This window comes from Vibrio diazotrophicus (assembly GCF_038452265.1).
GTDB lineage: Bacteria > Pseudomonadota > Gammaproteobacteria > Enterobacterales > Vibrionaceae > Vibrio > Vibrio diazotrophicus.
Window position 1 is genome coordinate 3,035,182 of sequence record NZ_CP151842.1, and the last position, 20,632, is coordinate 3,055,813.

The following is a 20,632-nucleotide window of genomic DNA, read 5'->3' on the forward strand; positions in this document are numbered from 1 at the left end:
ATAAATAACAATTCAATCAAAAATCGTTATTTGTCAGCTTTCCAAATTGTTAAAGAGCAAGATTCTGTTTTCTATTTAAAGAAATGAACCATTTTTAAAGATTCTTTTTCAAGAACACTTAAAGATGGTGGAGCTATGCGGGATCGAACCGCAGACCTCCTGCGTGCAAGGCAGGCGCTCTCCCAGCTGAGCTATAACCCCATCAGGTGTCGATACTGTTCAATCTTCACAAGGAAAGATTGGTGGGTCTGAGTGGACTTGAACCACCGACCTCTCGCTTATCAGGCGAACGCTCTAACCACCTGAGCTACAGACCCAGTATCGTCTCTTTACTTTCTAAACCTAATCAATCTGTGTGGACACTCATCAAGAGAATCTATACGTAAGGAGGTGATCCAGCGCCAGGTTCCCCTAGCGCTACCTTGTTACGACTTCACCCCAGTCATGAACCACAAAGTGGCAAGCGTCCTCCCGAAGGTTAAACTACCTGCTTCTTTTGCAGCCCACTCCCATGGTGTGACGGGCGGTGTGTACAAGGCCCGGGAACGTATTCACCGTGACATTCTGATTCACGATTACTAGCGATTCCGACTTCATGGAGTCGAGTTGCAGACTCCAATCCGGACTACGACGCACTTTTTGGGATTCGCTTACTATCGCTAGTTCGCTGCCCTCTGTATGCGCCATTGTAGCACGTGTGTAGCCCTACTCGTAAGGGCCATGATGACTTGACGTCGTCCCCACCTTCCTCCGGTTTATCACCGGCAGTCTCCCTGGAGTTCCCGACATGACTCGCTGGCAAACAAGGATAAGGGTTGCGCTCGTTGCGGGACTTAACCCAACATTTCACAACACGAGCTGACGACAGCCATGCAGCACCTGTCTTACAGTTCCCGAAGGCACTCCCGCGTCTCCGCAGGATTCTGTAGATGTCAAGAGTAGGTAAGGTTCTTCGCGTTGCATCGAATTAAACCACATGCTCCACCGCTTGTGCGGGCCCCCGTCAATTCATTTGAGTTTTAATCTTGCGACCGTACTCCCCAGGCGGTCTACTTAACGCGTTAGCTCCGAAAGCCACGGCTCAAGGCCACAACCTCCAAGTAGACATCGTTTACGGCGTGGACTACCAGGGTATCTAATCCTGTTTGCTCCCCACGCTTTCGCATCTGAGTGTCAGTATCTGTCCAGGGGGCCGCCTTCGCCACCGGTATTCCTTCAGATCTCTACGCATTTCACCGCTACACCTGAAATTCTACCCCCCTCTACAGTACTCTAGCTTGCCAGTTTCAAATGCTATTCCGAGGTTGAGCCCCGGGCTTTCACATCTGACTTAACAAACCACCTGCATGCGCTTTACGCCCAGTAATTCCGATTAACGCTCGCACCCTCCGTATTACCGCGGCTGCTGGCACGGAGTTAGCCGGTGCTTCTTCTGTCGCTAACGTCAAATGATGCTGCTATTAACAACACCACCTTCCTCACGACTGAAAGTGCTTTACAACCCGAAGGCCTTCTTCACACACGCGGCATGGCTGCATCAGGCTTGCGCCCATTGTGCAATATTCCCCACTGCTGCCTCCCGTAGGAGTCTGGACCGTGTCTCAGTTCCAGTGTGGCTGATCATCCTCTCAGACCAGCTAGGGATCGTCGCCTTGGTGAGCCATTACCTCACCAACTAGCTAATCCCACCTGGGCATATCCTGACGCGAGAGGCCCGAAGGTCCCCCTCTTTGAGCCGAAGCTATTATGCGGTATTAGCCATCGTTTCCAATGGTTATCCCCCACATCAGGGCAATTTCCCAGGCATTACTCACCCGTCCGCCGCTCGCCACCCGAGAAACAAGTTTCTCTGTGCTGCCGCTCGACTTGCATGTGTTAGGCCTGCCGCCAGCGTTCAATCTGAGCCATGATCAAACTCTTCAATTTAAGATTTTGTCGGCTCAACGAATACTGACTTCAAAACTGCTCTTACTCGAAAGTAAGACGTAATTTTAAAGCTATTACCATTCCAACAGAATGGTAATGAATTGACTGTGCCAAATAACCGAAGTTATTTGTATTGGTCACTCAGTTCATTGAAACCTAAGTTGCTTTGTTACAAGAACAAAGACTTAACTTTGATTTTCATCAACGAGTGCCCACACAGATTGATAGGTTTAAATTGTTAAAGAGCTTTGCTTTCAGTGCCTTAGCACTTGGGCAGGACGCGTATATTACGCTTCATGCTTTGAAAGTCAACATAAAATTCTAAACATTGTAGAACTCTATGTTGACTCGCTTAATAAGTAAGCAAGTCATGAATATAAGCCTGGCGATGTCCTACTCTCACATGGGGAGACCCCACACTACCATCGGCGCTAATTCGTTTCACTTCTGAGTTCGGCATGGAATCAGGTGGGTCCAAATCGCTATGGTCGCCAAGCAAAATTTTAAAATTCGGAAAGCTGTTTTCTCTTAAATAAAGAGCATGTTCTCTACACATTCAATTCTGCTCTTGCTTTGAGCCCACAAAACCCCTTGGGTGTTGTATGGTTAAGCCTCACGGGCAATTAGTACAGGTTAGCTCAATGCCTCACAGCACTTACACACCCTGCCTATCAACGTTCTAGTCTCGAACAACCCTTTAGGACACTTAAAGTGCCAGGGAGAACTCATCTCAGGGCTTGCTTCCCGCTTAGATGCTTTCAGCGGTTATCAATTCCGAACTTAGCTACCGGGCAATGCTACTGGCGTAACAACCCGAACACCAGAGGTTCGTCCACTCCGGTCCTCTCGTACTAGGAGCAGCCCCCTTCAATTCTCCAACGCCCACGGCAGATAGGGACCGAACTGTCTCACGACGTTCTAAACCCAGCTCGCGTACCACTTTAAATGGCGAACAGCCATACCCTTGGGACCGACTTCAGCCCCAGGATGTGATGAGCCGACATCGAGGTGCCAAACACCGCCGTCGATATGAACTCTTGGGCGGTATCAGCCTGTTATCCCCGGAGTACCTTTTATCCGTTGAGCGATGGCCCTTCCATTCAGAACCACCGGATCACTATGACCTGCTTTCGCACCTGCTCGAATTGTCATTCTCGCAGTCAAGCGGGCTTATGCCATTGCACTAACCACACGATGTCCAACCGTGTTTAGCCCACCTTCGTGCTCCTCCGTTACTCTTTGGGAGGAGACCGCCCCAGTCAAACTACCCACCAGGCACTGTCCTCGACCCGGATAACGGGTCTGAGTTAGAACATCAAACATACAAGGGTGGTATTTCAAGGACGGCTCCACACAAACTAGCGTCTGCGCTTCAAAGCCTCCCACCTATCCTACACATGTAGGTTCAATGTTCAGTGCCAAGCTGTAGTAAAGGTTCACGGGGTCTTTCCGTCTAGCCGCGGGTACACTGCATCTTCACAGCGATTTCAATTTCACTGAGTCTCGGGTGGAGACAGCGTGGCCATCATTACGCCATTCGTGCAGGTCGGAACTTACCCGACAAGGAATTTCGCTACCTTAGGACCGTTATAGTTACGGCCGCCGTTTACCGGGGCTTCGATCAAGAGCTTCGACCGAAGTCTAACCCCATCAATTAACCTTCCGGCACCGGGCAGGCGTCACACCGTATACGTCATCTTACGATTTTGCACAGTGCTGTGTTTTTAATAAACAGTTGCAGCCACCTGGTATCTGCGACTCTCATCAGCTCCATCCGCGAGGGACTTCACCGTCAAGAGCGTACCTTCTCCCGAAGTTACGGTACCATTTTGCCTAGTTCCTTCACCCGAGTTCTCTCAAGCGCCTTGGTATTCTCTACCCGACCACCTGTGTCGGTTTGGGGTACGATTCCTTACAATCTGAAGCTTAGAGGCTTTTCCTGGAAGCATGGCATCAATGACTTCACTACCGTAGTAGCTCGACATCGTGTCTCAGCCTTAAAGAGAGCCGGATTTACCTAACTCTCAAGCCTACGCACTTGAACCTGGACAACCGTCGCCAGGCCCACCTAGCCTTCTCCGTCCCCCCATCGCAATTGTAAGAAGTACGGGAATATTAACCCGTTTCCCATCGACTACGCCTTTCGGCCTCGCCTTAGGGGTCGACTCACCCTGCCCCGATTAACGTTGGACAGGAACCCTTGGTCTTCCGGCGAGGAGGTTTTTCACCCCCTTTATCGTTACTCATGTCAGCATTCGCACTTCTGATACCTCCAGCATGCTTTACAACACACCTTCAACGGCTTACAGAACGCTCCCCTACCCAATACAATAAATTGCATTGCCGCAGCTTCGGTTGATTACTTAGCCCCGTTACATCTTCCGCGCAGGCCGACTCGACTAGTGAGCTATTACGCTTTCTTTAAATGATGGCTGCTTCTAAGCCAACATCCTAGCTGTCTGAGCCTTCCCACATCGTTTCCCACTTAGTAATCATTTGGGACCTTAGCTGGCGGTCTGGGTTGTTTCCCTCTCCACGACGGACGTTAGCACCCGCCGTGTGTCTCCCGGATAGTACTTACTGGTATTCGGAGTTTGCAAAGGGTTGGTAAGTCGGGATGACCCCCTAGCCTTAACAGTGCTCTACCCCCAGTAGTATTCGTCCGAGGCGCTACCTAAATAGCTTTCGGGGAGAACCAGCTATCTCCGAGTTTGATTGGCCTTTCACCCCTAGCCACAAGTCATCCGCTAATTTTTCAACATTAGTCGGTTCGGTCCTCCAATTGATGTTACTCAATCTTCAACCTGCCCATGGCTAGATCACTCGGTTTCGGGTCTATATCCAGAGACTGAACGCCCAGTTAAGACTCGGTTTCCCTACGGCTCCCCTATACGGTTAACCTTGCCACTGAATATAAGTCGCTGACCCATTATACAAAAGGTACGCAGTCACCCCACGAAGAGGCTCCTACTGCTTGTACGTACACGGTTTCAGGTTCTATTTCACTCCCCTCACAGGGGTTCTTTTCGCCTTTCCCTCACGGTACTGGTTCACTATCGGTCAGTCAGGAGTATTTAGCCTTGGAGGATGGTCCCCCCATATTCAAACAGGATATCACGTGTCCCGCCTTACTCGTTTTCACTTAAAATGACATGTCGGTTACGGGGCTATCACCCGGTATCGCGATACTTTCCAGAATCTTCACCTGTGTCATTAAAAGCTTAAGGGCTAATCCAATTTCGCTCGCCGCTACTTTCGGAATCTCAATTGATTTCTTTTCCTCGGGGTACTTAGATGTTTCAGTTCTCCCGGTTCGCCTCATTAACCTATGTATTCAGTTAATGATACTCACTTATGTGAGTGGGTTTCCCCATTCGGAAATCGTAGACTCAAGTGGCTTTTACTGCCTTATCTACGCTTATCGCAAGTTAATACGTCCTTCATCGCCTCTGACTGCCAAGGCATCCACCGTGTACGCTTAGTCACTTAACCATACAACCCCAAGAGGTCTTTATGTATGGCAAACAACCAAGGTTTAGTTGTCTCTCATTATTTGAATGAGCGAGAGACATTTCGATTTTGCCGGACTCAAATATGAACAACATCAATGATGTTATTCCCAAGAACACTTGAATGTGTATTGGTACCTACATCTCTAAGAGACATAGGATTTGAGAACTTTTAATAAATAACGATTAATCAAATCGTTATTTGTCAGCTTTCCAAATTGTTAAAGAGCAAGAGTTTTTATAAACAAAGAGTTTACGAAAACCATTTTTAAACACACTCGTAAGAATGCTTAAAGATGGTATCCCGTAGGGGAGTCGAACCCCTGTTACCGCCGTGAAAGGGCGGTGTCCTAGGCCTCTAGACGAACGGGACACTAAGATACTCTTATCTTTCTAAACCTAATCAATCTGTGTGGACACTCATCAAGAGAATCTTTACGTAAGGAGGTGATCCAGCGCCAGGTTCCCCTAGCGCTACCTTGTTACGACTTCACCCCAGTCATGAACCACAAAGTGGCAAGCGTCCTCCCGAAGGTTAAACTACCTGCTTCTTTTGCAGCCCACTCCCATGGTGTGACGGGCGGTGTGTACAAGGCCCGGGAACGTATTCACCGTGACATTCTGATTCACGATTACTAGCGATTCCGACTTCATGGAGTCGAGTTGCAGACTCCAATCCGGACTACGACGCACTTTTTGGGATTCGCTTACTATCGCTAGTTCGCTGCCCTCTGTATGCGCCATTGTAGCACGTGTGTAGCCCTACTCGTAAGGGCCATGATGACTTGACGTCGTCCCCACCTTCCTCCGGTTTATCACCGGCAGTCTCCCTGGAGTTCCCGACATGACTCGCTGGCAAACAAGGATAAGGGTTGCGCTCGTTGCGGGACTTAACCCAACATTTCACAACACGAGCTGACGACAGCCATGCAGCACCTGTCTTACAGTTCCCGAAGGCACTCCCGCGTCTCCGCAGGATTCTGTAGATGTCAAGAGTAGGTAAGGTTCTTCGCGTTGCATCGAATTAAACCACATGCTCCACCGCTTGTGCGGGCCCCCGTCAATTCATTTGAGTTTTAATCTTGCGACCGTACTCCCCAGGCGGTCTACTTAACGCGTTAGCTCCGAAAGCCACGGCTCAAGGCCACAACCTCCAAGTAGACATCGTTTACGGCGTGGACTACCAGGGTATCTAATCCTGTTTGCTCCCCACGCTTTCGCATCTGAGTGTCAGTATCTGTCCAGGGGGCCGCCTTCGCCACCGGTATTCCTTCAGATCTCTACGCATTTCACCGCTACACCTGAAATTCTACCCCCCTCTACAGTACTCTAGCTTGCCAGTTTCAAATGCTATTCCGAGGTTGAGCCCCGGGCTTTCACATCTGACTTAACAAACCACCTGCATGCGCTTTACGCCCAGTAATTCCGATTAACGCTCGCACCCTCCGTATTACCGCGGCTGCTGGCACGGAGTTAGCCGGTGCTTCTTCTGTCGCTAACGTCAAATGATGCTGCTATTAACAACACCACCTTCCTCACGACTGAAAGTGCTTTACAACCCGAAGGCCTTCTTCACACACGCGGCATGGCTGCATCAGGCTTGCGCCCATTGTGCAATATTCCCCACTGCTGCCTCCCGTAGGAGTCTGGACCGTGTCTCAGTTCCAGTGTGGCTGATCATCCTCTCAGACCAGCTAGGGATCGTCGCCTTGGTGAGCCATTACCTCACCAACTAGCTAATCCCACCTGGGCATATCCTGACGCGAGAGGCCCGAAGGTCCCCCTCTTTGAGCCGAAGCTATTATGCGGTATTAGCCATCGTTTCCAATGGTTATCCCCCACATCAGGGCAATTTCCCAGGCATTACTCACCCGTCCGCCGCTCGCCACCCGAGAAACAAGTTTCTCTGTGCTGCCGCTCGACTTGCATGTGTTAGGCCTGCCGCCAGCGTTCAATCTGAGCCATGATCAAACTCTTCAATTTAAGATTTTGTCGGCTCAACGAATACTGACTTCAAAACTGCTCTTACTCGAAAGTAAGACGTAATTTTAAAGCTATTACCATTCCAACAGAATGATAATGAATTGACTGTGCCAAGACCGAAGTCTTGATTGGTCACTCAGTTCATTGAAACCTAAGTTGCTTTGTTACAAGAACAAAGACTTAACTTTGATTTTCATCAACGAGTGCCCACACAGATTGATAGGTTTAAATTGTTAAAGAGCGTTGCTTTGCAGAAACTTTCTTCTCAAAGCGGAGGTGCATTCTAGCTAGATAACTGTCAGTGTCAAACACTTTTTCAATTTTTCTTTTTTAGAAGTCTTATCCTCTACCAACACCTGCTGAAGCCTTGCGACGTCTGCCGTGTCAGTGAGGCGGCATTATAGGGAGGAATTAAAACCGCGCAAGTGCTTTTTTTAAAAAAAATTGAAAAAACAGCTCATTCGTTTAAGAAAGCAGCAAAAATAACAAAAAGAGGGCTTTTAGCCCTCTTTTTTATCTCGAATTGAGTAAGTTTTTATATAAAAGCGTATGCATCCGCAAACATCTTTTCACTCAACGCTTGTTTATTTTGCGTAAATTGTTCTCTCGCAGCACCAGCCATTTCAAAGCGTCCGGCAATATAGATATCAAAATCTGCCAAAGAATCGAAATCAGAGCTTATTGCTTGCAGCACATTACCTACTTTTCCTTGCCAGTTTGTGCCAGCTTCTTCAACTACTGGAATAAAATGAACATTTTCATGTTTCGCAGCTACTTGCTCTAATTCAGTCAAAGCATAAAGTTGGCTTTCGTCACGAGCCCCCCAATATAAATAGATAGGATTAGCTTTATTTTGGGCGATGCAGTGATCCAAGATTGAACGAACGTAGCTAAAACCAGTGCCGCCAGCAATAAGCAATATCGGGCTTTTACTCTCTTCTCTAACCCATGCATCGCCATGTGGTGCATCAATTTCAACTTCAAGTTGCTTCTCTAAAGCTTCACGCATCAGTTGAACAACTTCAATTGCGTAAGCATTATGCTCCGCAGCACCAATGTGCAACTCAAGCTCGCCCTCGTGACGACAAGGACTACTCGCGATTGAAAAAGGACGCTTATCTTTCTCGCCCATCACCACCATTAAGTACTGACCAGCTTTGAAAGTGACTGGCTGTTCAGGATGGAGCAATATTTGATATGTGTTACTGGCTAAAGACTGTATCGACTTTACTTTACATTTAATGGTCATATTTATCCTTCTTACTTACTCTTCAAAAGTAAGTACCAAATGACTTTCTGCTATAGCTTGGCAGGGGAATATCCATCCTTCAGCTTGCTCTTTCTCTGTAAGCATAGGCTCTAGATGGTAAGTTACATCACCTTCCACTTTACGGCACAGGCATGCAGCACATGCCCCAACTTGGCAACGATGAGGAAATGGAATCTGCTGGTTGAGCGCAGCCTCCAATATCGTTTGCCCTTTTTCAACTTCAAACTGAAGCTCGCTTGGCAGCAAACGTACAGTAAAAGTCATAGAATTCCTAGTTCATCCCAAAGGGCATCGATTTTCGCTACCAACTTAGGATCTTTATGAATTGGTGTTCCCCACTCCCGAAATACTTCACCCTCAAATTTATTGGTTGCGTCCAAACCTAGTTTTGACACAGCTCCATTTGTAGCAGGAATGACGTAGGTATCTCGAGCAGGATCCATTCTTGTTGTGATAGCCCAGATAATATCATTCCAATCTCGGACATTCACATCATCATCGCACAATACAACGAACTTAGCGTCCGTGTACTCTGCCAAAAATGTCCACACTGATTCCAACAGAGCTTTTGACTCACCGGCAGCATATTTACGCATTGAAACTATGGCGATGCGATTTTCAGTTGTCGGCGGGAAATAGATATCTTCAACTTGCGGATAACGTCGTTTGAACTCTTCAATATCCGCACTCTTTATTTCGTGCGAAGGTCGAGCTTCGACTTTAGGCGTCATCGCAAGTTCCGCATCCCATTTAATCGTTGCATCTAAGCCCATCTTGGAACCTAAACCAGCCACAGGAGAAGCAAAATCCAACGAATCGATTGGCGTATTCTCTATCATTAATGTATCGCGTGCCGGATCCATATGTTCACACATGGCTTGGGTCACGGAATTCCAGTCTCGAGAATTTACGCTTTCATCAAGCACAACAACATATTTGGTGTACATGAACTGACGTAAGAAAGACCACACTCCCATCATGACTCGCTTAGCATGACCTGGGTATTGCTTTTTCATTGTCACTACAGCCATACGGTAAGAACAACCTTCGGGCGGTAGGTAGAAGTCTACGATTTCAGGAAACTGCTTTTGAAGAATAGGCACAAAGACTTCATTAAGCGCAACACCTAGAACTGCGGGTTCATCTGGCGGACGACCAGTATAAGTACTGTGGTAAATAGGCTCATTACGCATAGTAATGTGAGTCACAGTGAAGACATGATGTCTTTCTACTTCATTATAGTAACCCGTGTGATCACCATAAGGGCCTTCGTCCGCGTACTCATTCGGGTCAATGTAACCTTCCAGTACTATTTCAGCACTGGCTGGCACCTCCAAATCATTGCTGATTGATTTAACCACTTCGGTTTTGCTGCCTCGTAGTAAACCTGCGAAAGCATATTCGGATAGCGTATCCGGCACTGGGGTAACAGCACCTAAGATAGTGGCAGGATCAGCACCAAAAGCGACCGAAACAGGGAAGTTCTTTCCTGGATTTGCTTCCATCCACTCTCTAAGGTCAAGCGCTCCGCCACGATGAGCTAACCAGCGCATAATAACTTTATTCTTCGCGATCTTTTGTTGACGATAGATGCCCAGATTCTGGCGTTTTTTATTTGGGCCTCTAGTGATGGTCAACCCCCAAGTTAAAAGAGGAGCAACATCATCAGCCCAACAACTCATCACCGGAATTTTATCTAAATCAACATCCCCTCCCTGCCAAATTATGTCCTGACACGGTGCTTTACGCAGCTTTTTGGCTGGCATGTTCAGAACTTGCTTGAAGACTGGGAGTTTATCCAGAGCATCACGAAACCCACGAGGCGGCTCGGGCTCTTTCAGATATGCCAACAGTTTTCCAACTTCACGTAAATCCTGAACGTTTTCACGTCCCATCCCTATGGCAACACGCTCTGGCGTACCAAATAGGTTCGTCAGTACAGGAACATCGTAACCAATAGGGTTTTCAAACAGCAAAGCCGGACCAGCTTGACGTAGTGTTCGGTCACTGATTTCCGTCATTTCATAATGCGGATCAATGGGATGAGAAATACGTTTGAGTTGTCCGTGTGCTTCGAGATGGTCTAAGAAATCACGTAAGTTTTTAAAGCTCATATCTGCTCTATGAATGATTAAACTGCAAGCAGTATAACAAAAAACACTATGCTATCGATTTCTCTTTTCTAAAAAGTGTTGCGCTTTTGTAGAGAGATTGTTCCGAGGGTGATGAACGCTTATTGCTGAGAAAGAACCTGTAAGATCGCTTGGCTTTCAACACGACGATTACTGTTCAAGAGTTCTTTCAGCCAAGATTGATATCCTTGTTCCACAAGCGCTTGAGCCACAATGGGGGCATCTGAAGAATTTTCTAAGCGTTTCACCAAAAACTGCTTCACTTGCTCAGAAAAAGGTTTCGGTATTTTGACTAAATACTGCAATGCATTGTTCGCTAACCTTGGATTGTCTGCGGCTAACATAATTTGATTAATGGCAAAATCATCAGCGACATTTGCTAAACGCTCAAGCTCTTGCTCGACATAAAAATCCGCGCGCATCAACCACAACAACTTATATAGCTGAAGGTCACCAGTTACTTGTGCCATTTTGACCATCACACTAGAAGACGGCAACCAAACAACGACATTAACCTGAGTCAGTTGTTGAACGAGATCGTGCTGAACTTTCGCAGACAAATTATCGAATTCACTCAGCAGCAAATTTTCTCGCTCCTGTACTAAATAGTCAGGCCCGGACAACCATTCATCCAGTATCAACTCACCACTTTCGGCTTTTAGGATGAAGTTAAGCACGCTCTGCTCTTGCTTCCATTGCTTTGTTAAGCGGTGAGCAATAGCAATGTAGTCAAATGCAGGGACGGAGAATTCATACCCTTCCCCTTTCTCCAATACTTGATAAACAGGAACGATGTTTTTTTGCTTTTCCACAAAATGGAACAAATTCTCAGACAGGGCGACTTGCTGTTGTTCTAAGTGCTGCAGTAATAGAAAGCGAGCGGCTTCCTGCTGCGGCAACGATATACGTTCTACAGCAAATGAAAGGGCATCAATATCGTCTTTTATCGCCAAGTCGACCAGTTCTGAGACCTTCTGCTGTAGCAGATGATCTTGCAGGAACTTTTGCTGACTTGCTGATGAAACCTCAACAGCAGAAGCAGGTGTCCAAGCAAATAAAAGAGAGAGGAATAAACTAAACAACAGTCCTTGTTGCATATTAACCTCCTGTTAACATTCCTCATAATTGTCGTGTGGTAATGAAAAGAATGCAAACAAAAACACCACCCAATGGGTGGTGCTTCAAAATAATCAATGTTTATTCATTACTGACGGCGCATTGCGTCAAAGAATTCATCATTGGTTTTGGTCATTGCCAGCTTGTCGATGAGGAATTCCATTGCGTCACTTTCGCCCATAGGGTGAACAATCTTACGCAGAATCCACATTTTTTGCAGCTCATCAGGCTTAGTTAATAACTCTTCACGACGAGTACCAGAACGGTTGAAGTCAATTGCAGGGAAAACGCGTTTTTCTGCAATCTTACGGTTCAAGTGCAGTTCCATGTTACCTGTACCTTTGAACTCTTCGTAAATCACTTCATCCATCTTAGAACCAGTATCAACTAGCGCTGTAGCAATGATAGTTAAGCTACCACCTTCTTCTACATTACGAGCTGCACCGAAGAAACGTTTTGGACGGTGCAATGCGTTAGCGTCCACACCACCGGTAAGAACTTTACCTGATGAAGGGATTACTGTGTTGTATGCACGCGCTAGACGGGTGATAGAGTCAAGAAGGATAACAACGTCCTTCTTGTGTTCAACAAGACGTTTGGCTTTTTCAATAACCATTTCTGCAACTTGAACGTGACGAGACGCTGGCTCATCAAACGTTGAAGCGATCACTTCACCTTTTACAAGGCGTTGCATCTCTGTTACTTCTTCAGGACGTTCGTCAATAAGAAGTACCATCAATTCACATTCTGGGTGGTTATTAGCAATACTTTGGGCGATGTTTTGTAGCAACATAGTTTTACCCGCTTTTGGCGGAGCTACAATCAGACCACGTTGACCTTTACCGATAGGAGAAGCAAGATCAAGAACACGTGCTGTAATGTCTTCAGTCGAGCCATTACCACGCTCCATTACCATACGCTCATTGGCGTGTAGCGGAGTTAAGTTCTCAAATAGGATTTTGTTACGTGCGTTATCAGGTTTGTCGTGGTTAACAGTGTTCACTTTCAATAGTGCAAAGTAACGTTCACCTTCTTTTGGCGGGCGAATTTTCCCGGCAATCGAATCACCTGTACGTAGGTTGAAACGACGAATTTGGCTTGGAGATACGTAGATATCATCTGGGCCAGCAAGGTAGGAACTGTCCGCGCTGCGCAAGAAACCAAAACCGTCTTGAAGAATTTCCAAAACACCGTCGCCGAAGATATCTTCACCGCTCTTCGCGTGCGCTTTTAAGATGGCAAAAATAATGTCTTGTTTTCTCAGGCGCGCAAGGTTTTCTAAGCCTAGGCTCTCACCAAGTTTGACAAGATCAGATACGGGTCTGTTCTTCAGTTCTGTTAGATTCATTGTGGTGGATACTTGTTTAGTCAAAATAGGATCTATTTTCTAGTTAAGATGGATTTGGTCTCAGGATTGACCAAGAAGTGAACACTTGTTTAATTTACGTGCGATAAACTAGCACTAAATATTAGCCTAGTCTAGAAATTGTTTTTTACAAAAACAAAACCGTACATATTTCTATGTACGGTAAAGTTATGGCGAATTATAGGTTTGCGTCCAAGAACTCTTTTAGTTGAGTTTTAGACAGCGCACCTACTTTTGTCGCTGCTACGCTGCCATCTTTAAATAGCAATAGCGTAGGAATACCACGAATACCGAACTTAGGTGGCGTACCTGCGTTGTGGTCGATATTCAATTTACCGATAGTGAGTTTACCTTCGTATTCTTCTGCGATTTCATCAAGAATAGGAGCAATCATCTTACAAGGACCACACCATTCTGCCCAAAAATCAACTAGAACAGGACCTGCAGCTTTGATTACATCGTTCTCGAAACCATCATCAGATAGCTGCAAAATTTTATCACTCATCTTCCACTCCAATGTGCTTTTTTCTGCACTGATTATTAACAATCATTAGACTGATTATCGACTAACCAGTAAATAGATGCCCTATTGGAATGTATTTACTTCCGTATTGCAAGTGGAAGCTGATATTCTATAGCAATGAAAAAGACACATATCACAGAGCAAAAATTCGCCGACTTGGATTTACATCCCCAAGTAATTGAAGGATTGGAAAAAAAAGGGTTCGAATTCTGTACCCCTATCCAAGCGTTGGCGTTGCCGGTACTGCTCACCGGCCAAGACATTGCAGGCCAGGCCCAAACGGGAACTGGTAAAACCATCGCGTTTCTCGCTGCGACTTTTAACCATTTGCTAAAAACACCCGAAATTGAAGGACGTAAAGTCACTCAGCCTCGTGCAATTATTATGGCTCCGACGCGTGAACTCGCGATTCAGATCTTTAATGATGCAGACTCGCTTGTGGCGAGTACCGGTCTTAAAGCTGCACTGGCTTATGGTGGCGAAAGCTACGATAAACAGCTAGGTAAACTTCAAGAAGGCGTGGATATCCTGATTGGCACAACAGGCCGTATCATCGATTTCTACAAGCAACGCGTTTTCAATTTGAACAACATTCAAGCTGTGGTTCTGGATGAAGCAGACCGTATGTTTGATTTGGGTTTCATTAAAGACATCCGTTTCTTATTCCGCCGTATGCCTGAACCGAAAGATCGTTTGAACATGCTGTTCTCTGCGACCTTATCTTACCGCGTTCAAGAATTGGCATTTGAACACATGCATAACCCAGAGCACGTGGTGGTAGAGCCTGAACAGAAAACAGGTCACCGTATTAAAGAAGAGTTGTTCTACCCTTCTAATGAACACAAAATGGCACTTCTACAAACTTTGGTTGAGGAAGATTGGCCGGATCGCGCCATTATTTTTGCAAACACTAAACACCGTTGTGAAAACATCTGGGGTGCTCTTGCAGCCGATGGTCATCGTGTAGGCTTGCTAACAGGTGATGTTCCACAGAAAAAACGTGAACGCATTTTAGAGCAGTTTACTCAAGGGGAAGTAGATATTCTGGTTGCTACAGATGTGGCAGCGCGTGGTCTACACATCCCACAAGTAACACACGTATTTAACTACGATCTACCAGATGATTGTGAAGATTACGTTCACCGTATTGGCCGTACTGGTCGTGCAGGTGCAAGTGGTCACTCAATTTCATTTGCATGTGAAGAGTATGCTATCAACCTGACTGCAATTGAAGAATACACTGGACACTCTATTCCTGTGTCTGATTACGATCCATCCGCACTACTGACGAATTTGCCGAAACCTTTAACGTTACGCTCATCGTCACCACAGCGCCGCACGAATACAGGCGGTTCTCGCAACGGAAATCGTAAGCCACAAAGACGCCCTCGCGCGCCACAAAAGCCAAAGGATTCGTAATTCATCTATGAGCCAAACTGTTTCTTCACCGTTATATGCCGCGATTGATTTAGGCTCTAACAGCTTCCATATGCTGGTAGTGCGCCACGTCGACGGTAGCGTTCAAACCATGGCTAAGATTAAGCGTAAAGTGCGTCTTGCCGCCGGTTTAGATGACAATAACGCGTTAAGTCATGAAGCCATGCAACGCGGTTGGGATTGTTTAAGTTTGTTTGCTGAACGCTTACAAGACATCCCACACGAGAATATTCGTATCGTAGGTACTGCAACATTGCGTACAGCGACGAACATCAATGATTTCCTAGTGAAAGCGAATGAAATTCTAGGACATTCGATTGAAGTCATCTCAGGTGAAGAAGAGGCTGCCACTATCTATAAAGGTGTCGCTCACACCTCTGGAGGCGTTGGGCGTCGATTAGTGGTGGATATTGGCGGAGCCAGTACCGAAGTAATTATCGGTGAGGGCTTTGAAGCAAAAGCGTTAACCAGCTTAAAGATGGGATGTGTGACTTGGCTTGAACGTCATTTTAAAGATCGCCAGCTCAACAGCACCAACTTTAACAACGCAATAGATGCAGCGAAAAAACGCTTAGCTCCCGTGTTAGAACAATATACCCAGTTAGGCTGGGATGTGTGTGTGGGAGCAAGCGGCACTGTTCAAGCTCTGCAAGAGATCATGTTGGCTCAGGGGATGGACGAAGTCATCACTTTGGCAAAGTTAAATCGCCTTAAAAAGCAGGCAATGCAGTCTGATCATCTTGAAGAGCTTGAAATTGAAGGTCTAACTCTAGAGAGGGCATTAGTCTTCCCTAGTGGTTTATCGATTCTTATCGCTATTTTCGAATCGTTAAACATTGAATCTATGACTCTAGCTGGCGGCGCTTTGCGTGAAGGCCTGGTCTACGACATGATGGATAACTTGCGCCAAGACGACATTCGTTCGCGCACGATTCACAGTGTCCAGATTCGCTATCAGATAGACCAATGCTACGCACAACAAGTTTCTGATCTTGCCAGCAAACTGCTTACTCAGTGTGGTGGGCAAGATTGGATTTCTGAGCCACAAGCAGAGATGCTTCTGCTTACTGCTGCTCAGTTACATGAAATTGGTCTCTCTATCGATTTTAAAAAAGGCGGTGAGCATAACGCTTACCTGTTACAGAATCTTGATTTACCCGGGTTCACTCGTGCACAGAAGCACTTACTTGCTGAATTGACAAGACGCTACCGCGAACAGTTAACAAGCTTGCCTGAACAACATGCGTTGTCCGTAACCAGCAGTAAGCGAGTATTACGCCTATTACGTTTAGCTGTACTTCTGAGTCACCGTCGTTGCGTAGAGTTAGAACCGAATATAATTCTCACTGCCGAAGATGACGAATTGACGTTATCTATCGACAAACAGTGGCTACAAGCAAATCCATTAACACGCGCGGAACTTGAACTTGAAGCAAACCGTCAAACAGATATGGGTTGGCCGTTGAACATTCAAGCGAATGAATAAACGAACAATAGCTTTACCGTAATACGCTCAAATATTAAGAAGCCCTCAAATGAGGGCTATCTTTTATCCAATACGATTCAATAGAGCTCTTAACTTCAACGGTTTAACGGGTTTGGCCATAAAGCTAAAGCCGTTGGATTTAATACCATCCAGAATATCCGGACTGCGGTCGGCACTGATGATCACCCCTTCAAAGCAATCACCTAGACGCAATCGGCACTGCTGGAGCACTTCTAATCCGGTACGTCCATTATCAAGGCGATAATCAGAGAAAATCACATCAGGGATCCATTGGTTATCAAGAGCCTTCATACTCTGCTTGATGTCGAGCGCCGTTTTTACCTCACACCCCCAGCGTTCCAACAAGGTCTGCATGCCCACTAAAATGTCTTGTTCGTTATCCACACACAACACACGTAAATGCGCCAAATCATGCACCGCTTCCAATACCGCTGCTTTTTGCGGAACCACCTCATGTGGCTCAGCTTTATCCAAAGTAAGCGAGAACACACTGCCTTGATCCGGCCAAGAACGCATTGATATTTCATGGCCTAACACAAACGCAATCCCTTTCGAAATCGCTAAGCCTAATCCTAAACCTTGGTCTGAACGTACTTGACTGCCTCGGTTAAATTCTTCGAAAATCTCTTGTTGTTTATCTTGTTCTATCCCGATGCCGTTGTCCCAAACATCGATACGCACCCTACCAGCGACTCTTCTTACACCTAATACAACCTTGCCTTTCGGGTTGTAGCGAAAAGCATTGGTTAAGAAATTTTGAATAACTCTACGCAGCAGCTTAGGATCAGAGTGAACATACAACGAGGAAGATACCGTACTGAAATTGACCCCTTGTTGATGTGCCAGCGCTTCGAATTCCGCTTTCAAATTGGAAAGCACATCATTCACCTTGAAGCTCTGCAAATGCACTTCAAGTTTGCCAGACTCCAAACGAGAAATATCGAGTAAGTCACCAATCAAATCTTCAGCAGCACTAAGCGCACTTTCAATATGACGAGACAAACGCTTCGACTCTTCTTCCTGAGCAACCTCGGAAAGTGAAGATGCAAATAATCTTGCAGCATTGAGCGGCTGCATCAAATCGTGGCTGACCGCAGCTAAAAATCGCGATTTAGATTGCGATTCTTGCTCAGAACGCTGTGTGGCGGAAACGAGTTTTTTGTTCAGTGCTTCCAGCTCGCGAGTCCGCTCTAGTACTCTTTCTTCAAGATTTTCATTCGCTTCTTTCAGTGTACGCTCTGCATCTCGGAACACAGTGATATCGGTAAAGCTCATAACGAAACCACCACCGGGCATTGGGTTTCCTTGTACTTCAATCACTCGGCCATCAGGGCGAATACGCGAAGAGGTATGGCGAGTCCCTTGCTCTAAGTGATAAACCCTTCGACGTACATGTTCTTCAGGATCGCCCGGTCCACACAAACCCTGTTGAGCATTATGACGAATGACATCGGCTATCGGTCTTCCGACTTGTATCAGACCCGGAGGAAAATCAAACAGTTCCAGATAACGTTGGTTCCAAGCCACCAGCCGAAGTTGTTTATCGACTACCGCAATGCCCTGCCCAATATGTTCTATCGCCCCCTGCAACAAGCCGCGGGTGAAGTCATAAAGTTCAGAGGCTTCATCAACGATGGTTGCCACCTCTTCCAGCTGCATATTGCGGCCTTGCAAAGCAGAAGTAAGCACTAACTTGGCAGACGAAGCGCCAAACACACCAGCAAGAACACGTTCCGTATGACGAATTAATGTTGCCGGTGCTTGCTGATTGGGCATCAGAGTTTCACGTTGCTGATCCCAATACTGACCAAATGCCGCGCGCACTCTTTGTCGTCCAACAAATCGCGATGCCAGCATTTCAAGCTCGGCGACGGTTACACGGCTTTGATACAAACTGATGTTTTCGTTTTCCGGCAACGGTGTGCCAACGAAAGATGCCGACTGTAATCGCTCACTTAAACTTGAGCGTGTCGCGATAGAAATCACCACATAACAGATACTGTTCAGAGTAACGCTCAGCAACATACCCCAGTCGGAATTTTCTAACCCCATGTTGCCAAGGAACTGAGGCGGCGTGATCACCCACAACAGCACGTTACTTTCATGGTCGCCCGCCAGCATATTGGTTGCGCTCATCAGAGTGATCAGCCACAAGGTGAAGCCCACCAAGAGACCGACATAAACCCCTTTGCGGTTTCCTTCTCGCCAGTACATACCACCAATTAATGCAGGAGCAAACTGAGTAATGGCAGAGAAAGACAAAAAGCCAATGGCAGACAGCGAAGGAATAGTATCCAAAACCAGATAGAATCCCCACGCCCCCATCAATAACAACAAGATCAAAGTGCGACGAATGATGACCAGCAGACCGGAAAAGTGTCGGTGATTTCGCTGTGACAAGCGCATGCGACGCAGCAGTAAAGGCATTACCAGATCATTGGACGCCATAATCGCTAATGCGATAGTCGAGACAATCACCATTCCAGAAGCGGCAGAAGTGCCACCAAGGAACGCCAGCAAAGCAATATCATTCGCACCTACAGCAACAGGGACACTAATAACGAAAGTATCCGGTGATGTGCCACTCAATAAACTCTGCCCCACCCATGCAATCGGCAGAACGAATATTCCCATCAGAATCAAATAAGAAGGGAAAAGCCAACGCGCAGTGTGCAGGTCTTGCGCACGCTCGTTTTCTACCACCATGGTATGAAACTGACGAGGCAAGCAGATGATGGCTATCATAGTTAAAACGGTGTGGATAATTAACGTTGGCCAGTTCGGAGCCTGATAGGTTTCTCGCGCCACATCCAACAACGCGACATCTTGTTCTCGTAATGCAAGATAGAGGATGAACATTCCCACGACCAGAAACGCAACCAGCTTGACGATCGATTCAAAAGCAATCGCCATCATCATGCCTCGGTGGTGTTCGGTATTATCAATATGGCGGGTACCAAACAGCATGGTAAACAGCGCTAATGCCAGAACCACAAACCAAGAAACATTGTCATCCTGATAACCAAAATGCGTACCCAGATCAGGAGCAATGATATTTAACCCCATGGTAATACCGCGCAGCTGCAACGCGATATACGGCAGTATGCCAGCAACCGCAATCAGAGTGACGGCAACTGCTAAGCCCTGCGATTTCCCATAACGTGCGGCAATAAAGTCAGCAATTGAAGTGATGTGTTCCCGTTTCGCAATCAGGATCAGACGAGCTAATATGCGCCAGCCAAACGTAAAGACGATAATTGGGGCGATATAAATCGGTAAAAATGACCACGGGTTCTCACTGGCTTGCCCCACCGTGCCATAAAAGGTCCATGAGGTGCAGTAAACCGCAATCGATAGGCTGTATATCCAAGGTCGCCATTTCGCCAACCAACGAGTTTGACGATCGCCATACCATGCGATAAGAAACAGCACGCCTAAATAAGCGAGTGAGACTGGAACCACCAACCAACCCTGCATCCGACTTCCCTATTCCCTGTGAAATCTTTGAATGTTCTAAAGCCGCCAGTGCGGCTTATAAAGAAATAAAGCTTCTCCAATAGCCTATACCCAAATAACCTCAAGATACTTGTTCAGCGAGAATTTATTCACTTTTAGCCAAGGCACTGATTTGAATACATAGTCATTCTACGTTGAGAATCAGTAACACAGGATAAAAGTGAATAAAACTCGCCCTTTGGGAGCTCATCTACGAACCCATTTCTTCGCTAAATAACATTGAAAGGGTTAACATTCCTACTGTTATTTAACCTTGATCTGGGCTCGTAGATGAAGCTCTGAATCCTGCATCTTGGGGTTATTTGGGTATATAAGAAGCTTTATTAAACAGGTATGGGATTTTATCT

The 20,632-nt window shown here is 46.4% G+C and carries 9 protein-coding genes, 3 tRNA genes and 4 rRNA genes; 2 read left to right on the forward strand and 14 right to left on the reverse strand.

The window, feature by feature from the left end; translation table 11 throughout:
* Positions 1–125: 125 nt before the first annotated feature.
* From AAGA51_RS14060 to trxA, 13 genes are all read right to left on the reverse strand, one after another.
* Positions 126–201 (reverse strand) — tRNA-Ala (locus tag AAGA51_RS14060).
* Positions 202–240: 39 nt separating this feature from the next.
* Positions 241–317: transfer RNA gene (locus AAGA51_RS14065), tRNA-Ile, on the reverse strand.
* Between the two features lie 66 nt (positions 318–383).
* A 16S ribosomal RNA gene (locus AAGA51_RS14070) occupies positions 384–1,926 on the reverse strand.
* A 380-nt stretch (positions 1,927–2,306) separates the two neighbouring features.
* Positions 2,307–2,422, reverse strand: a 5S ribosomal RNA gene (rrf, locus tag AAGA51_RS14075).
* A 106-nt stretch (positions 2,423–2,528) separates the two neighbouring features.
* Positions 2,529–5,418: ribosomal RNA gene (locus AAGA51_RS14080) — 23S ribosomal RNA — on the reverse strand.
* 314 nt (positions 5,419–5,732) lie between these two features.
* Positions 5,733–5,808: transfer RNA gene (locus tag AAGA51_RS14085), tRNA-Glu, on the reverse strand.
* A gap of 67 nt (positions 5,809–5,875) precedes the next feature.
* A 16S ribosomal RNA gene (locus AAGA51_RS14090) occupies positions 5,876–7,418 on the reverse strand.
* The 16S, 23S and 5S rRNA genes sit together here with 3 tRNA genes alongside, the layout of an rRNA operon.
* A 535-nt stretch (positions 7,419–7,953) precedes the next feature.
* On the reverse strand, positions 7,954–8,667 hold the full coding sequence (gene fre / locus AAGA51_RS14095) for an NAD(P)H-flavin reductase (RefSeq protein WP_042489941.1): 714 nt from the start codon (positions 8,665–8,667) through the stop codon (positions 7,954–7,956).
* 15 nt (positions 8,668–8,682) lie between these two features.
* Complete coding sequence (locus AAGA51_RS14100; RefSeq protein ID WP_042489939.1) at positions 8,683–8,952, reverse strand: 2Fe-2S iron-sulfur cluster-binding protein; 270 nt, start codon at positions 8,950–8,952, stop codon at positions 8,683–8,685.
* Positions 8,949–10,802, reverse strand: coding sequence for a 4-hydroxy-3-polyprenylbenzoate decarboxylase (ubiD, locus tag AAGA51_RS14105; protein ID WP_042489938.1), 1,854 nt, complete (start codon positions 10,800–10,802; stop codon positions 8,949–8,951). The genes AAGA51_RS14100 and ubiD overlap by 4 nt, the downstream gene beginning before the upstream one ends.
* A gap of 119 nt (positions 10,803–10,921) precedes the next feature.
* Positions 10,922–11,917, reverse strand: a complete 996-nt coding sequence (locus tag AAGA51_RS14110; RefSeq protein WP_042489936.1) for a hypothetical protein — start codon at positions 11,915–11,917, stop codon at positions 10,922–10,924.
* A 107-nt stretch (positions 11,918–12,024) separates the two neighbouring features.
* A complete protein-coding gene (gene rho, locus AAGA51_RS14115; protein WP_042489934.1) occupies positions 12,025–13,284 on the reverse strand; it encodes a transcription termination factor Rho in 1,260 nt (419 codons plus the stop codon).
* A gap of 196 nt (positions 13,285–13,480) precedes the next feature.
* Positions 13,481–13,807, reverse strand: a complete 327-nt coding sequence (gene trxA / locus AAGA51_RS14120) for a thioredoxin TrxA (protein ID WP_042489933.1) — start codon at positions 13,805–13,807, stop codon at positions 13,481–13,483.
* 135 nt (positions 13,808–13,942) lie between these two features.
* Between trxA and rhlB the strand changes: the two genes are divergently transcribed.
* On the forward strand, positions 13,943–15,244 hold the full coding sequence (rhlB, locus tag AAGA51_RS14125) for an ATP-dependent RNA helicase RhlB (protein ID WP_042489932.1): 1,302 nt from the start codon (positions 13,943–13,945) through the stop codon (positions 15,242–15,244).
* A gap of 7 nt (positions 15,245–15,251) precedes the next feature.
* The gene (gene gppA / locus AAGA51_RS14130; protein ID WP_042489931.1) at positions 15,252–16,748 is read left to right on the forward strand and encodes a guanosine-5'-triphosphate,3'-diphosphate diphosphatase; all 1,497 of its coding nucleotides are present in this window, start codon (positions 15,252–15,254) and stop codon (positions 16,746–16,748) included.
* Between the two features lie 63 nt (positions 16,749–16,811).
* On the opposite strand, the gene AAGA51_RS14135 is transcribed toward gppA, so the two are convergent.
* Positions 16,812–20,246 (reverse strand): hybrid sensor histidine kinase/response regulator, encoded by a 3,435-nt coding sequence (locus AAGA51_RS14135; protein ID WP_042489929.1) that lies wholly within the window; start codon positions 20,244–20,246, stop codon positions 16,812–16,814.
* Positions 20,247–20,632 lie beyond the last annotated feature (386 nt).

Excerpts from the sequence above, each read along its gene's own strand:
- rho (WP_042489934.1), bottom strand. The coding sequence starts at position 13,284 with ATGAATCTAACAGAACTGAAGAACAGACCCGTATCTGATCTTGTCAAA.
- ubiD (WP_042489938.1), bottom strand. The coding sequence starts at position 10,802 with ATGAGCTTTAAAAACTTACGTGATTTCTTAGACCATCTCGAAGCACAC.
- fre (WP_042489941.1), bottom strand. The coding sequence starts at position 8,667 with ATGACCATTAAATGTAAAGTAAAGTCGATACAGTCTTTAGCCAGTAAC.
- trxA (WP_042489933.1), bottom strand. The coding sequence starts at position 13,807 with ATGAGTGATAAAATTTTGCAGCTATCTGATGATGGTTTCGAGAACGAT.
- AAGA51_RS14135 (WP_042489929.1), bottom strand. The coding sequence starts at position 20,246 with ATGCAGGGTTGGTTGGTGGTTCCAGTCTCACTCGCTTATTTAGGCGTG.
- gppA (WP_042489931.1), top strand. The coding sequence starts at position 15,252 with ATGAGCCAAACTGTTTCTTCACCGTTATATGCCGCGATTGATTTAGGC.
- rhlB (WP_042489932.1), top strand. The coding sequence starts at position 13,943 with ATGAAAAAGACACATATCACAGAGCAAAAATTCGCCGACTTGGATTTA.
- AAGA51_RS14100 (WP_042489939.1), bottom strand. The coding sequence starts at position 8,952 with ATGACTTTTACTGTACGTTTGCTGCCAAGCGAGCTTCAGTTTGAAGTT.
- AAGA51_RS14110 (WP_042489936.1), bottom strand. The coding sequence starts at position 11,917 with ATGCAACAAGGACTGTTGTTTAGTTTATTCCTCTCTCTTTTATTTGCT.